Source organism: Prevotella denticola, assembly GCF_900454835.1.
In the GTDB taxonomy this organism is placed as follows: Bacteria; Bacteroidota; Bacteroidia; order Bacteroidales; family Bacteroidaceae; genus Prevotella; species Prevotella denticola.
The window spans coordinates 1,018,548-1,033,516 of the sequence record NZ_UGTM01000001.1; the positions used below are offsets into that span (position 1 = coordinate 1,018,548).

At 49.0% G+C, this 14,969-nt stretch carries 12 protein-coding genes; 2 read left to right on the forward strand and 10 right to left on the reverse strand.

Annotated elements, in window-relative coordinates:
• Nucleotides 1-35 precede the first annotated feature (35 nt).
• Together DYH27_RS04355 and DYH27_RS04360 are read right to left on the reverse strand one after the other, a co-directional pair.
• On the reverse strand, nucleotides 36-2,225 hold the full coding sequence (locus DYH27_RS04355; protein WP_025068094.1) for a tetratricopeptide repeat protein: 2,190 nt from the start codon (nucleotides 2,223-2,225) through the stop codon (nucleotides 36-38).
• Nucleotides 2,222-3,175 (reverse strand): ABC transporter substrate-binding protein, encoded by a 954-nt coding sequence (locus DYH27_RS04360; RefSeq protein WP_025068095.1) that lies wholly within the window; start codon nucleotides 3,173-3,175, stop codon nucleotides 2,222-2,224. The genes DYH27_RS04355 and DYH27_RS04360 overlap by 4 nt, the downstream gene beginning before the upstream one ends.
• 63 nt (nucleotides 3,176-3,238) lie before the next feature.
• Here DYH27_RS04360 and radA point away from each other — a divergent pair, with 63 nt between their 5' ends.
• Nucleotides 3,239-4,639 (forward strand): DNA repair protein RadA, encoded by a 1,401-nt coding sequence (gene radA, locus DYH27_RS04365; protein WP_025068096.1) that lies wholly within the window; start codon nucleotides 3,239-3,241, stop codon nucleotides 4,637-4,639.
• A gap of 58 nt (nucleotides 4,640-4,697) precedes the next feature.
• Here radA and DYH27_RS04370 read toward each other — a convergent pair whose 3' ends face one another.
• Nucleotides 4,698-5,378 (reverse strand): GDSL-type esterase/lipase family protein, encoded by a 681-nt coding sequence (locus tag DYH27_RS04370; RefSeq protein ID WP_025068097.1) that lies wholly within the window; start codon nucleotides 5,376-5,378, stop codon nucleotides 4,698-4,700.
• A 147-nt stretch (nucleotides 5,379-5,525) separates the two neighbouring features.
• A complete protein-coding gene (locus DYH27_RS04375; protein ID WP_025068098.1) occupies nucleotides 5,526-5,945 on the reverse strand; it encodes a hypothetical protein in 420 nt (139 codons plus the stop codon).
• Nucleotides 5,946-6,255: 310 nt separating this feature from the next.
• On the opposite strand from DYH27_RS04375, the gene DYH27_RS04380 reads away from it, so the two are divergent.
• Entirely contained in the window at nucleotides 6,256-7,131 is an 876-nt protein-coding gene (locus tag DYH27_RS04380; protein ID WP_036860609.1) for a glycoside hydrolase family 25 protein, read from the forward strand.
• A gap of 34 nt (nucleotides 7,132-7,165) precedes the next feature.
• Here the strand turns inward: DYH27_RS04380 and DYH27_RS04385 are convergent, their stop codons facing one another.
• From DYH27_RS04385 to DYH27_RS04415, 6 genes are all read right to left on the reverse strand, one after another.
• Nucleotides 7,166-8,833, reverse strand: a complete 1,668-nt coding sequence (locus DYH27_RS04385) for a formate--tetrahydrofolate ligase (protein WP_029216602.1) — start codon at nucleotides 8,831-8,833, stop codon at nucleotides 7,166-7,168.
• Between the two features lie 419 nt (nucleotides 8,834-9,252).
• Nucleotides 9,253-10,560, reverse strand: coding sequence for a phosphopyruvate hydratase (gene eno, locus DYH27_RS04390; RefSeq protein ID WP_004352200.1), 1,308 nt, complete (start codon nucleotides 10,558-10,560; stop codon nucleotides 9,253-9,255).
• Nucleotides 10,561-10,692: 132 nt separating this feature from the next.
• Nucleotides 10,693-11,268, reverse strand: coding sequence for a LutC/YkgG family protein (locus tag DYH27_RS04395; protein ID WP_013671292.1), 576 nt, complete (start codon nucleotides 11,266-11,268; stop codon nucleotides 10,693-10,695).
• Nucleotides 11,269-11,328: 60 nt separating this feature from the next.
• The gene (locus tag DYH27_RS04400; protein ID WP_025068100.1) at nucleotides 11,329-12,717 is read right to left on the reverse strand and encodes a lactate utilization protein B; all 1,389 of its coding nucleotides are present in this window, start codon (nucleotides 12,715-12,717) and stop codon (nucleotides 11,329-11,331) included.
• A 36-nt stretch (nucleotides 12,718-12,753) separates the two neighbouring features.
• A complete protein-coding gene (locus DYH27_RS04405) occupies nucleotides 12,754-13,485 on the reverse strand; it encodes a (Fe-S)-binding protein (RefSeq protein WP_004352193.1) in 732 nt (243 codons plus the stop codon).
• Between the two features lie 536 nt (nucleotides 13,486-14,021).
• Nucleotides 14,022-14,780 (reverse strand): SDR family oxidoreductase, encoded by a 759-nt coding sequence (locus tag DYH27_RS04415; RefSeq protein WP_025068101.1) that lies wholly within the window; start codon nucleotides 14,778-14,780, stop codon nucleotides 14,022-14,024.
• Nucleotides 14,781-14,969 lie beyond the last annotated feature (189 nt).

Consider the following 14,969-nt stretch of genomic DNA (forward strand, 5'->3'; position numbering starts at 1 on the left):
TAGATGGAGAAGGGTTGTACTCCATTCCCTCTTCTTCACCTTTCAGCAGTCTGTTCTACCAGACTTAGCATCAGGAAACAGTCAGTATCAGTAATATCATACGTGCTCAGTATGTCTGCATCACTGCGGAACTCCTCTAAGAGGCGGGCACGTCCATTCCCGCTCTTTGACATCCATTCGTGGAACAGTCCGGCAGCATGCTGTATGTTCCCGAGTGCCCACTGGCAGTAACCGGCATTAAGATAATCCTCGTGGACCGGCGTGGCCGCAAGAAGCCTGTCATAAAGTTGTGATGCCTTGTCAAGACTCCTGTCCGACAACATCGCCCAGGCCAGTACACGTTTCACATTCATGTCTTCGGGATATTGATAGTCAAGACGGAACAATTCTTCACGCACTTCACCCGCCCTTCCCAGCTTCAGGAGTGCTACGCAGTGGTTCACCGTATAACCTTTATGTTCCGGATTCAACTCCAACAGTTTTGCATAGACTTCTTCTGCAGTACTGTAATCTTCACTGTCGAGTGCGGCCCGTGCCTTTCCCCTCAATGCCCACTGGTTGTCGGGCTCACTCTTCAAGGCTTCGTCAAAGAAATGATAAGCCGTCTCGGACCTGCCTGCCTCAATATTCGTATAGCCCAGCAGAATCGAATAACGTGGATCACTGCTCTGGAAAGTCGCAAGCAGTTCGGTAAGTCTGGTAAACTGGTGATGTTTATACAGGTGTAAAGCCAGTCGTAGTTTTACGTCGTCGAGTCCCGTTCCCATGAAGATCCGGTAGGTGAAAAAGAATGTATCAGCTACAAAATCGCCTTTTCCATTGTCCTCAAACGGATTGATGAAATCGCCTGATGAGCGATAAAGCCGGAAGAAACGATAGAGATCCTGTAGATAAGTGCGGCGGATGCTGACAGCGTCTTGTGGGTCTTCCGTTGCAGCCAGAGGCCCCAGGACATCCTCTGACTCCATTACTTCTTTCATGTTCTCTGGCAACTGATTGATAATATGCTCTAAAGCAAGTGCAAATGAATACTTGTCAGACTCGCAGAAATTCCCTTTGTCCATGAGAATACGCAGAAAGTTTGAGTCGCCGAAATTCCGCATCACAGGACGTAGAGCCGGATGCTCCAGATAGAAGGGCGTAAACCAGTTCACCACCTCGTTAAAGAACGGGAAGCGTTTCATCTGCCTGAAGCCACCGAAATAAATATCTGAACCCTGCTTCTGCATATCCATCATCTTACGTACCTTTTCTTCCATCTGCTCCATACGTCTGTCCTCCGCATCCTGATGAAGGATATTTTCGAGAGCATCCTCTTCCTTCTCGATGATACCGAGTCGGCCGACAGCAAGATTGGAATTACGCATGATGTCAGGCATGATGTCACGCTGTATCTTGTCATTGTCCTTCTCGGCATCCTGACTGTAGAAGAATTGTATCTGCAATGTAAGCAGTTCACGTGTAATGGAAGAGTCTGAACAAAGTTCACGTACAACATCGTCTTGTTCAGCAAAAATGTCCATTCCCTCAAACACAGACAGCACCCAGCCGACCAAGGCACGCTGGCGCACATATTCATCTGAAGCACGGCGGTAGACAGAGACAAGGGTCTTGAATTTGTTGATGTCGAACTGATTCATTGCTCCAAGGCTGATGGCACTTGCAATGATTTGCTGATCACCGGAAACAACCGTAGGGGAAAGCAGCAGGTCGGTGTAAAAAACACTGTCTTCCTCCGTCCACTGACAGGAAGTCCACAGGGCGTTGAAAAGGCGGTTGACAAACTGCTGATGGCGGTCGTATATCTCGGTTTGTCTTTGCTTTCTTGTGGATTCCGGCTGAAGCGAAAGCATGGCGACATCCGACACGAAAGTCTCCAGCACAGTACGTATGAAATCATGACTCATATTGAGATGGGCACTCACTCTGAAAGCATCAATGTATGCACCGATGTTCTTGCATCTCCAGCTGATTTCAAGATTAGCAGCAACCCTGTAAAGCCTCTGCAGCAACGTAGAATAGAGTGCCTCTCGCTGGCTGTCGGCATAACCTCTTCCCATATAGTCCACCATCAGCCGGTAATCATTCCGGATGGAGTCAAACTCCCCATGACCGATGAGTGACGGATGCTTTGCATAAAGGTGTTCCAACACTTCAATGGCCTTCCCCAGCCATTTGTCCATCAAGCAGTTAATTGTCTTGCCAAGAATTTCCTCTACGTTCACCGTTGTTCGCTTTTATTGATATTCGTTTCCCTTCTCCTTTCTTTTCCACTCGCCAGGAAGTTACGAGCCATGAGCAGGTCTGCCTTCCGGGGTGGTCCTGTCTTTGTGTACTTGATGTCGGGTAGCGCACGCACCGTAGCGTCGTCAGCCTTCATGTACTTCTTTATCAGTCCGGCATAATACTTCACACCGTTCTTGTTGACTAGGTCCACCGCCTTGTCGTATGCTTCAGCAAATGCCGCTTCTTCTGTCTGACGACGCACCTTGTCCATCACGGCAATTACACCAAGGTGTACACCGGCATCAGCCGAACTGAAGATGACGTTGTTGTCAGCTTGCAAGGCTTTCGTAGCCTGTGGTTCAGCAAGCCAATAGGCATCTATTTCATGATTCTGCAGCATATTCAGCCGTACCATGACATCATTGATCTGAACTCGGAAGACCTGGAATCTGGGTTCCCCCTTCTTCACGACAAGGTCGCTCAGCAGGTCGGTTGCAGAATATCGCGTCATTGCGATGATCTTGTCACTGAGGTCGGACAGTTTCCTTATCTTTTCCCCACGGTCGGCGACAAGTTGCCAGCTAAGGTTCGTATCTGTCAGATAGTGCATCAGCACCTTGCGCTTGTGTTTCAGCCGTTCCGCACGTACGAGATCGGTGAAAGCCGCCTGCACGCTTCCGCCAGCCATTGCGGTGTCGCAGTCCATCTGCGCATTGAACCTGCAGAGTCTGATATCTACTTTGGCCGTATCGTACAGCAGACTGTCCTTCAGCAGATATGCGGGAAGACAGTCCATTGTCGGCATCACAGCTATCTTGTAGGCTTTCTGATAAGCCTCCTGCTCTGCCTGTTTCCGTGACTGCTGCTCTGCCTGTATTTCCTTGCTGCTTTTGCCGCAGCTGACAAACACAAGCACCGCCAGTATGAGTAAGTAATCGATTCGCTTCATACAGTTGCAAATTTAAGAATAAATTTTGTAACTAAGAAAAAACTTATTACTTTTGTCCCACTTATGGCAAAGGACAAGATAGCTTATGTCTGCAGTAACTGCGGGCAGGAAAGTGCAAAATGGATTGGCAAATGTCCCAACTGCGGACAATGGAATACGTTCAAGGAAATCCGCATCGCTGCCGATACGGGCTCACAGGCAGCCCGCCATGCAGCCACGACACTGCGTAATGCAGCTTCGGGCGAAGCGGTTTCAGCTTTGGCGAACAAGCCGCAGCGGCTGCGTGATGTATCTTCACATGACGAACCACGGATAGATATGCACGATGGAGAGCTGAACAGGGTGCTGGGAGGCGGACTGGTACCGGGCAGCATCATACTCTTGGGCGGTGAGCCTGGTATTGGGAAAAGTACGCTGACTCTCCAGACAATTCTCCACATGGCGCAGCATGTACTCTACGTCAGCGGTGAGGAAAGCCCTCATCAGATTAAGATGCGCGCCGTGCGCATCACAAAGGATATTGCCGAAAACGTCATCATCCTGTCGGAGACATCTTTGGAAAGAATCTTCGAACACATCCGTGACGTTCAGCCAGAGCTTGTCGTCATAGACTCTATCCAAACCATTTCAACGGAGGACGTGGACAGCAGCCCAGGCAGCATCACACAGGTACGTGAATGCGCATCGGCGCTGTTGCGCTTTGCCAAGACGAGTGGCGTCCCCGTGATACTCATCGGCCACATCAACAAAGAAGGCAGCATCGCCGGTCCGAAGATTCTGGAACATATCGTTGATACCGTCATTCAATTTGAGGGAGATCAACATTATATGTACCGTATACTCCGCAGCATAAAAAACCGCTTCGGCTCTACTTCGGAATTAGGCATCTACGAAATGGAGCAGCAGGGACTGCGACAGGTAAGCAATCCATCGGAGCTTCTGCTCACAGAAGACCATGACGGACTGTCGGGTGTAGCCATTTCAAGTACTATTGAAGGTGTACGTCCTTTTCTTGTTGAGACACAGGCACTTGTTTCCTCTGCAGCTTATGGGACTCCACAACGTTCTGCAACAGGATTCGACCAACGCAGACTGAACATGCTGCTTGCCGTACTGGAGAAGCGGGTGGGCTTCAAACTCATGCAGAAGGATGTGTTTCTGAACATTGCCGGCGGTCTCCGTGTAACAGACATGGCCATGGACTTAAGTGTCATTGCCGCCGTACTTTCATCGAATGTCGATACACCGATAGAACAGGGATGGTGTATGTGCGGAGAGGTCGGCCTCAGCGGCGAAGTGCGACCGGTCAGCCGGATTGAACAGCGCATTGCTGAAGCCGAGAAACTCGGTTTCAGTCATATCATCCTCCCCAAGTACAACTTGTCGGGACTTGCAGGCAAATACAGCATACAGCTTCACCCTGTACGCAAGGTGGAAGAAGCACTCCGCAATCTCTTCGGATAACTTCTGTACAACAGAAAACAACGGAAGCAAGTCTGGCTCCATCTTCCCGCTGTACGGATCATTCGTCGATGTAGTCGCGGATGATATTGGCCCATACTTCATAGCCCTTGACGGTAAGATGAAGCCCGTCACGACAATACTCTGCCCGCATGGTTCTTGGATACGTACCCAAGAGAGGTGTATAGAGATCGATGAAGCGGAGGGCATGACGGTCGCAATAGTCTTTCAGCCTTCTGTTAAGCAATATTATCATATCCTCCTTCCCCCTCAGTAGCTTCCATGCTCCGACACTTTCATTCAGCGGCAAAAGACTTTGGACATAGAGCCGGGTATCTGGATTACGTCTGCGTATCGTCTCTATGATACGGACAATCCCCTGAAAGGTACGCTCAACCGTCCATCCATGACTCAGGTCATTGATGCCACACTCAAAGAATATCTTGTCAGGCTTGTAAGGCAGCACCTGATCGAGCCGGCTGTAAATACCGTGACTGTCATCGCCGATGATTCCTCGGTTAATAATCTTTGACGCATTTGGGAAAAATCTGTTCCAGTCCCCTCCATACTCTGAATGGCTGTCGCCCAGCATGATGATTGCACCTTCGGGCAAAGCCCCTTCACGGCGGAATTGATTCACCTTCATATTATAATGCTTCGAACCGTGATACGCAACATGCTGTGCCTGTCCTGAAAGGCAGGCAAAGAGGAAAGAAAGGAACAGAAAGAGAATCCTGATCATGTCAGTTTTTATTTTATCATTATTGTCAGATTACAAAAGTAAGAAAAAAGAGGCAGACGAGGAAAGAAAAGTCCGGTTATTATCCATAAAGAAATGATAACCGGACTCTTCAACAAGAGGATCTTCTTAACTTTTCTGCAGGGTCTGTCAGTTCATGCGACGCATCACCTTACGAAGGTAAGCCTGCGTCTTCGAGACGCTGTAACGAATACCACCGCTCCATAGGCGTATAGCCCTTTCGATACTGTTCAGCGGATTGTGAAAACTCTGGATGATGACGAACATCTCCTTTGACTTTGCTGCGCTGAAGCGGTCGGAAAGAGAATAACGCTTCTTGCTGCCGGAACTTCTGAGGATATTGTTGCACTCTTTCACCAAAACAGGCGAAATCTGCAGAACGCCCACATACGGACCATTAACAGCCGCTGCATTGCCTTTACTTTCAATCTGGATAATCGCATTCATTACCGGTTCCCAGTCGAATCCGTCACCCCTTGCAGATGCTTCACTGTGTGAAGCAAAAATCATTAAGAAACAAATACTTGCTACTTTTAAAATTCTCATCATTAAAACATTTCCGAAACCTTGGAAAGTAGTTCAAACGAGCTGCTTTCTACGGCGTGTTCCTATGTGAGAATGAGTTACCACCACGCCTCAGTTTCATATTAACGGTTGCAAAGGTACAAAAAATATTCTTGATAACCAACACTTTAAATTAAATTAATAAAGTTCGGGATGAATATCAATCTGTGAAAAGAGAGGTGTCAGGGGCGTATTCAATCCGTCAGTAAAAGCCTTCCTTCTGTCCAAGAAACGCCTGGTTTGGGGCTTTGAAAAAGAATGCTTACCTTTGCAATGCTCATCAAACCCATGGACTGTGCAGTACGGTATAGACGGCCTCTGCCTGTCCGTCCTTGCCCTGGCTATCCAAGGAGGCATCATAAAAAAACAAGCAACAAAAGAAATGGTAAAACGGAGACGGAAACACAGGAGGAGGAGACTGAAAAGCAAGAACAGGTTGTGGTGGCTGGGGGCCGCCTTTACCACAATGGCAGTAATACTTATCATCGATTTAAAACCGTGGAAAAGGCATCATGCGACAGTCAGTGATCAATGGCCGTACCACGACTTGACAAAAGGTGACTACGCCAAGGACTTCGATGGACTTGATATTTCCCGTCACCAGGGGAAAATACACTGGGACGAGCTTATAGCCGAGAATCCTCAGCTACAATTCGTCTATATCAAAGCTACTGAAGGAAGTTCCATTGTCGACCCTCTCTACAAGCGTAATTTCAGATCGGCAAAAGAACGGGGACTGCTGGTCGGTTCCTATCATTTTCTCACCAGCCGGACATCCATGCACAAGCAGGTAGAAAATTTCCTGGGAAATATCGATGTAAGCCAGCAGGACCTGCTTCTCCTTGTTGATGTAGAGAAAGACGGCACATGCGACTGGAGCCGTGACATCATCCAGAAGAACCTTTCCGAGTTTATCCGATTGGTAAAGAAACATACGGGGCAAGCCCCAATGATTTACACCAATGAGGCTTACTACCATATGAATCTCTATCCGGAGTTCAACCGCTACCGACTGTTCATCGCTAACTATAACCTACCTCCGGAACTCCCTGGTGCAAAGTATGATATATGGCAGTCAAGCAAGCACGGAAGAGTACATGGCATCTGGAACTACGTAGATGTAGACCGGCTACGTGATGGCGTATCTGTCAATGACTTCAGAATGCCTTGAAGAATCTTCCGCTGCCGACTGCATGTACCGGATGTCAGGCCAGACCTTCTATCTGTCCACGGACAATGTCGATCTTTTCTGCCTGTGGGATTTTAGGCAGACCAGGCATACGCATGATGTCGCCGGCAATAGCCACGATCATCTCTGCACCGCCATTAATGACAAAATCCCGGATAGTAATATCGAAATCCTTAGCTGCACCCACCTGCTTGGGGTCCTCGCTGAATGAGAACTGCGTCTTGGCAATGCAGACCGGGAAGCGGTCCATCCCCCATGCGTGGATACGGGCAAGTTTCTTTTCCGCCGATTTCTTGAGGATAACAGAGCGTGCCCCATAAATGTTCCGGGCAATCTTATTTACCTTTTCCTCTATGGTATCATCATCAGCATACGCCATACGGATTCTTTTTGCGCCCTGCCTGTCAATAGTCTCTACAATGAGACGGGCCAGATCTTCCGCACCTTCTCCGCCCTTCGCAAACACATTGTTCTCGGCGAAGCCTACCCCTAACATCTTGCAGTGCTCGGAAAGAAGTGCGATTTCCTCCTCGGTGTCATCTCCGTATTTATTCAGCGTCACAACTACAGGCTGTCCGAAACGCTGCATATTCCTGACATGGCGGTCGAGATTGGCAAAGCCTTCGACAAGAGCCTGACGCTCCTGTTCGTGAGGATCGCCCCCGACGAGTCCCCCATGCATCTTCAATCCACGCAAAGTCGTAACAAGAACCGTAACACGAGGATGTATTTCGCCCTTCCGGCATTTGATGTCCAGGAATTTCTCTGCTCCAAGGTCAGCACCGAATCCTGCTTCAGTCACGGCGTAATCACTCAATGACATGGCAATCTTTGTCGCAACCAGACTGTTACATCCATGGGCTATGTTCGCAAACGGACCGCCGTGGACAAGTGCCGGTGTCCCCTCGAGTGTCTGTACAAGATTCGGTTTAATGGCATCCATCAGCAAGACCGTTATCGCTCCGGCTACACCAAGATCGCGCACGGTGAATGGCTTGTCGTCGAAAGATATACCGAGAACCATGTTCTCAATACGCCGACGGAGATCAGCCTCACTGTCAGCAAGACACAGTGCGGCCATGATTTCGCTGGCAGGAGTAATATCAAAGCCCGACTGTGCCGGAAGTCCGTCGGTTGTGTTTCCAAGACCAGTGACGATATTACGCAGGCTGCGGTCGTTGACATCCAAGACACGTTTCCACAGAACCTGTTTCAATGTAAATCCCTCGCTGCGATGCTGGTAGATATAGTTGTCCAGCAAAGCTGCTATCATGTTGTGCGCACTCGTGATGGCATGGAAGTCACCGGTGAAGTGGAGATTGATCTTCTCCATCGGGACCACCTGGGCATAACCGCCGCCGGCAGCCCCACCCTTCATGCCGAAACACGGTCCGAGACTCGGCTCGCGCAGGGCGAGTACAGAGCGTTTTCCAATGCGGTTGAGTGCCATGGAGAGTCCGATGCTGACGGTCGTCTTACCGATTCCGGCACGTGTGGGGGAAATAGAACTGACGAGAATGAGACGGTTGCTGGCAACACGATCCTCATCGATCAGCGAAAGAGGAACTTTTGCCATGTACTTTCCATAATGTTCCAGGACATCAGCAGGAATACCTGCCGTAGCGGCAACGTCCTCGATTCGCTTCATAGCACACGAACGAGCAATTTCAATGTCTGATTTCATAGTTATATTTTTTGTATTAAGTTGTGTGGGCAAAGATAGGAAAAAAAAATGAATATCTCTATTTATCAGAGAAAAGTTTTCAATCTGCACAGGGAGTTTCTCCTGCCGGAAGCCGGCACAAAGGACCGCGCTCTGTCACTCAAACGAATTAAACAAGTTGAACCCGTCAATCAGGTTTAAAAGTAAGACAAAAGGTAATCGGCCAGGAACATTAAACTACAAATATCCAATATTCCCGAGTGCATGGGAAAGACATTCCCGAATACTTGGGAAGGCTGTTCCCAACATCCGGGAACACAGTTCCCAACCGGTTGGGAATTACTAATCAAGAAGACACTTTAATACAAAAAAGGGATTGCCCACATCGGAACAATCCCTTCTCATATTTCAAACGACCACACAGGGTGGAGGTTAAAGCTTTACTTCAGCTTAGCATAACCGTACTTTGCACAGGCACCGAGTTCCTCCTCAATACGAATGAGCTGGTTGTACTTGGCCATACGGTCTGTACGAGACATAGAACCCGTCTTGATCTGGCCGGAGTTTGTAGCAACTGCGATGTCAGCAATAGTTGTATCCTCTGTTTCGCCTGAACGGTGAGAGGTTACAGTTGTATAGCCGTGACGGTGTGCCATTTCGATCGCTTCAAGAGTCTCCGTGAGTGAACCAATCTGGTTGACCTTGATCAGGATAGAATTGGCTGCGCCCATCTTGATTCCCTTTTCGAGGAACTTGACGTTGGTAACGAACAGGTCATCACCGACGAGCTGGCAGCGGTCGCCGATGGCAGAAGTCAGCTTGACCCAGTTCTCCCAGTCGTTCTCATCGAGACCATCCTCGATAGAGTCGATAGGATACTTGGTGATGAGATGCTCGAGGTAAGCAATCTGCTCATCAGCTGTGAGCTTCTTTCCGTTAGGATCCTTCGGCATACCGTTCTTGAGCTGACGGTAGTCGTAGAACCATTTTCCACCTTCACATACAGCAAACTCAGAAGCGGCGCAGTCCATTGCAATCTTCACATCCTTGCCCGGTTCGTAACCGGCATCCTTAATAGCCTGAATGATTGAGTCGAGAGCATCCTCAATGCCATCGAACTTAGGAGCGAAACCACCTTCGTCGCCTACAGCCGTAGAGAGGCCGCGCTTCTTCAGGAGCTTTGCAAGAGCGTGGAACACCTCGGCACCCATACGGATACCTTCTTTCTCAGAAGGAGCACCTACCGGGCGGATCATGAACTCCTGGAAAGCGATAGGAGCATCAGAGTGTGCACCACCGTTGATGATATTCATCATCGGAACAGGCAACACGTAGGTGTTGGCACCACCGATGTAACGGTACAGAGGAATATTCAGAGCCTTGGCAGCAGTATGGGCTACAGCCAAAGAGACACCGAGGATAGCGTTAGCACCAAGCTTGCTCTTCGTAGGAGTGCCATCGAGTTCGAGCATTTTATAGTCGATTGCACGCTGATTCAGCACGCAGTCACCCTTCAATGCAGGAGCAATGAGGTTGTTGACATTCTCAACAGCCTTGAGGACACCCTTGCCCAAGAAACGCTTCTTGTCACCATCACGAAGCTCAAGAGCCTCGTTCTCACCGGTAGATGCACCGGATGGAACACTTGCACGACCCATAACACCGTTTTCGAGAGTCACCTCTACTTCAACTGTAGGATTGCCACGTGAGTCAAGAATCTCGCGAGCATGTACTTTTTCAATCTTCATAACTTATATGTTTATTAAAAATCAGTTGTGTCTGTATTATTTCTTCTTCCTTATGCCTTGCAAAGTTAATAAAAAAACTTGTAACCGCATTCTGTCAGGACCTTATATTTGTGTTTTTTGCAAAATTAACGTTTAGCCGATGAGAATGACCGTCACGCCACGTGCCGCCTGTGCTCCCATGACGAGAGCCTGTTCAATATCAGCGGTCTTGCTCGGTCCGGAAATAAAACAGCCATAGCCGTATTCCGTCATCTGAATGCGTGCGTATGCCTCGTGCATATTGCTGACGACCTGGTCGCAATGGACGAGAATGACAAGCTGCTCTGAAATAAAACAGACAGCTCTTTCTTTCATTGTCTGTGGGACCCATATACATCCGTTCTCGGCTACAGCGACTTGTCCTTCAACAACCCCGACCTCGGTACCGTTGAGTTCCTGTGCCTCAGATACAGTATCAGGATTGCGGTCGGCCTTTATTCCCTTGACATTCGAAGCAAGCACTTTACATTCGGGATAAGCCTGCCGGATGATCTCATTAATGTCGTCACCGGAGCTGGCTTCAATAACCCTGCACCCTACGCTGCAGCTCGTTTCAACAAATTTTCTGACAGCATCGGGATAAGTGAGACCCTTGCCAGACATTTCGGGCATATCAAACTGCCGGGTGGTATTCAGGTGCAATATACGGAATAGTTCATCTTTTTCCATTGATGGGTGATAGATTTTTGACTGTTGGACGATGATGGGGAGACGATGGGCAGAACACAATTACTTCCCGTTCTTCAATTCCTCCATCGCCTGTTTGAAGATGGCATGGAATGGTTTGCTGGCAAAGTGCGGCAAGGTGTGCCCGATACTCCACGGATTCAGTTTTATATCTGCCCACACCGCAGGAATATGGTTAGCCACAGATGAATTACGAAGGAGTGCGTCATAGACATGATAGTTCTCATAGACGGCTTTCATTCCCTCCGCCATCACCTTCTTTTCTTTGTTCTCTGTCCCATAATTTTCCAGTCTCTGGCGCCATCGATAAATCTGACTGCCAGGTGCCACCTTAGCCGGACATACACAATCGCAGCTCAGGCAGAGAGAGCATGCCGATACGTTTCCACTGTGTGCTCTGGGATCTTTCAGCATACCAAGGTTGACACCGATAGGACCGGGAATAAAGTAACTGTAGGAATAACCTCCCGATCGGCGATAAACAGGACAGGTATTCATACAGGCGCCACAGCGGATACACTTCAGGGTTTCCCAGTGTTCGGCATCGGCAATCATGTCACTCCGCCCATTGTCAACAAGGATGACATGCATCTCTGCTCCCGGACGGGGCTTCCGGAAATGAGAGGTGAATGACGTGGCTGGCTGCCCTGTCCCGCTACGGCTCAGCAAACGGTGGAATACTGCCAGTGAGGCATAGTCAGGGACGACCTTTTCCAGTCCCATGGCTACAATGTGCAATTTCGGAACAGAAGTAGACATATCCGCATTCCCCTCATTGGTGCAGACAACACAATCGCCTGTAGCCGCCACACCGAAATTACAGCCCGTCATCCCTGCGTCAGCATCTATAAAGTCTTTGCGGAGACTCTGGCGGGCACAATAGGTAAGATAGGTAGGGTCATGATTGCCAATATCCTTGGATATGCCTTTTGCCTCAAACATCTCCCCTACTTCGTCACGTGTCAGGTGAATTGCCGGCATGACAATGTGGGCAGGCTTCAGATGCATCAGCTGGAGAATGCGCTCACCGAGGTCAGACTCAACGACATCAATACCTCTTTTCATCAAATAGGAATTCAATCCGCACTCCTCCGTCAGCATGGATTTCGACTTCACCAGCTTCCTCGCCTTATGAGTTTCAAGGATACCGTATGCTATTTCGTTGAACTCCTGTGCATCCTTGGCAAAGTGGACAATAACGCCGTTCTTCTCCAAGTTCGTCACAAACTGTTCCAGATAATCGGCAAGATGGGTAATCGTGTGTGCCTTGATCCCGCTGGCCTGATCGCGCAGTTCTTCCCATTCGGGAAGCAGAGCCGCTGCTGCGTCACGCTTCTGACGACACGACCAGAAAGTCTGATCATGCCGGGAAATTTTCCCTTCGGGATTCTTCAGGAACTCCTTTGCTCTTTTTGAATGATATGTTGACATGCTGATAATTTGCGCTTCAACCTTATTATATATGTCTCATACCCCTGCAGCCAGTATCTCGGCCACGTGCATGAACTTCACTGAATATTTCTGTTTGGCCGATATGCCTTGCATGTGCATCAGACACGAACAGTCGGCTCCGGTGATGATTTCAGCACCGGTCGCCATGTGTGCTTTTACCTTGTCATTCCCCATCCTGCTGCTGACGTAAGGCTCCTCAACCGAGAACATTCCTCCGAATCCACAGCATTCGTCTTTCCGTTCAGGCTCTTTTACGGTAATGCCTTCTTTCAGTTCAAGCAGATCTATAATCTTGTTGAAAGGTTTCACCTGTAATTCGGACGGAGAGCTCAATCCCAGCTCACGTACGCCATGGCAGGAATTATGCACCGATACAATGTGGGGAAAACTGCCTGGAAGCTCCGTTATCTTCAGCACATCATGCAGGAACTCCACAAGTTCCATTGTCTTTTCGGGTGTCCGGCAGTCGTGGTCAAGTATCTGCGGATAGTTCATGCGTACAAAAGCGGCACACGAAACACTTGGAGTGACGACATAATCAAATTCTTTAAACTCATCCTCGAAACGTTCGGCCAGATGCCCTGACATACGCTGGAAGCCTCCGTTTGCCATCGGTTGTCCGCAGCAGGTCTGCCGTTCTGGATAGACCACATCTATCTTCAGCTTCCGCAAAAGCCTGTAAGTAGCTACGCCAACCTGCGGATAAAGTGCATCGACGTAACAGGGGATGAAGAGTCCGACTCTCATAAATCTGTATTCTCTTGTTCGTTTTGTATGCTACAAATTTAGAGAAAAAAACTCATACAGGAAAAGAAAGTCAGAAAAAACATTCTAAAAAAAGCATAGATTCTGCATGGAATCAGTGCTGCCCGGTAAACATTTCCCATGTAAGTCGGCCGTCAGTGTCTTACTATACATCATGGCCACAGGCATAGACAGGCCTTTCCTGCAGATGTGCTGATGCCCGTCACTCATGGAGTTGTCGGCAGACACCGGTCGTGCTGATGCCCCGCTCCATGCAATCTGTCGCTGGAACGGGGGCAAATTGTGGCCGGAGAAAAGCTGTGCCGGCAGAACTTCTTTGGTCCGGGGGCTTGTCTTTCCGGAAAAGAGTGTGGATTTGTCTGTTTAAAAGAGATTACGCATGGGAAATCATGCTGCTTATGTTTTATCGGACAGCATTGCCTATGGAACGTATTGTTACGTCCGTCGCTTCCATCTGCCATATATCTGTCTTGTTTTCTCATATCGGTATACGGCAGAAGCTTCGGGCCGACCTGTCTTTACGGTTCACGATACATGACACTGCCGTTTGCCTGGTGAGTCGCAAGGACAAGCACCTCGGCAATCTGTACATGTGCAGGGGCTGAGGCTGCATAAAAGACGACATCGGCAATGTCGGACCCTGTGAGGGGTTCAATACCTTGATAAACCTTACCGGCACGCACATCATCACCATGGAAGCGGATATGGGAGAAATGAGTCTCTACCAACCCCGGTTTAACGGTGGTCACACGTACTGCCGTATGGGCGAGGTCAATACGGAGCCCGTCACTTATTGTCTTCACGGCAGCTTTCGTTGCACAATAGACATTGCCGCCGGCATAGGCTGCATCGCCAGCTACAGAGCCGATATTGATAATATGTCCGCTGTTCCGCTTCACCATTCCTGGCACAACAAGACGTGTCATCGTCAGAAGTCCCTTGACATTGGTGTCGATCATCGTCTCCCAATCGTCGAAACTCCCTTCGTATTCAGGCTCCAGGCCAAGTGCCAGGCCTGCGTTGTTGACAAGGACATCAATCTGCTGCCAGTCGGGAGGCAGACTGTTGGTGGCGGCTGTCGCCGCCTTGCGGTTCCGTACGTCGAACGCTACAGCCAACACCCGCACATCTTCCGACTCAAGTTCTTTTTTCAATGTGGCAAGGTGCTGTACCCTGCGTCCTGTAATAATGACATCGTATCCGCCTTTTGCAAACCTGCGAGCACAGGCTTCACCAATACCACTGGTGGCTCCGGTAATCAATGCTGTTTTCTTCATCTTATGACAAATTTAATCGTGTCCACAGACTTTATTCTTATTCCCCCAATTGAAAACAGAGAGAACAACAGCCTTCCCTGTTATATACCATAATATAATGAAAAGAAAAAAGGCTGTACCAAAATGACTGACGGTAACAATCCACAGAAACACATAGTCTGAGCATTCCTGAAGGAAACCCGTTGACAC

Excerpts from the sequence above, each read along its gene's own strand:
- DYH27_RS04360 (WP_025068095.1), bottom strand. The coding sequence starts at position 3,175 with ATGAAGCGAATCGATTACTTACTCATACTGGCGGTGCTTGTGTTTGTC.
- radA (WP_025068096.1), top strand. The coding sequence starts at position 3,239 with ATGGCAAAGGACAAGATAGCTTATGTCTGCAGTAACTGCGGGCAGGAA.
- DYH27_RS04370 (WP_025068097.1), bottom strand. The coding sequence starts at position 5,378 with ATGATCAGGATTCTCTTTCTGTTCCTTTCTTTCCTCTTTGCCTGCCTT.
- DYH27_RS04375 (WP_025068098.1), bottom strand. The coding sequence starts at position 5,945 with ATGATGAGAATTTTAAAAGTAGCAAGTATTTGTTTCTTAATGATTTTT.
- DYH27_RS04385 (WP_029216602.1), bottom strand. The coding sequence starts at position 8,833 with ATGAAATCAGACATTGAAATTGCTCGTTCGTGTGCTATGAAGCGAATC.
- eno (WP_004352200.1), bottom strand. The coding sequence starts at position 10,560 with ATGAAGATTGAAAAAGTACATGCTCGCGAGATTCTTGACTCACGTGGC.
- DYH27_RS04395 (WP_013671292.1), bottom strand. The coding sequence starts at position 11,268 with ATGGAAAAAGATGAACTATTCCGTATATTGCACCTGAATACCACCCGG.
- DYH27_RS04400 (WP_025068100.1), bottom strand. The coding sequence starts at position 12,717 with ATGTCAACATATCATTCAAAAAGAGCAAAGGAGTTCCTGAAGAATCCC.
- DYH27_RS04405 (WP_004352193.1), bottom strand. The coding sequence starts at position 13,485 with ATGAGAGTCGGACTCTTCATCCCCTGTTACGTCGATGCACTTTATCCG.
- DYH27_RS04415 (WP_025068101.1), bottom strand. The coding sequence starts at position 14,780 with ATGAAGAAAACAGCATTGATTACCGGAGCCACCAGTGGTATTGGTGAA.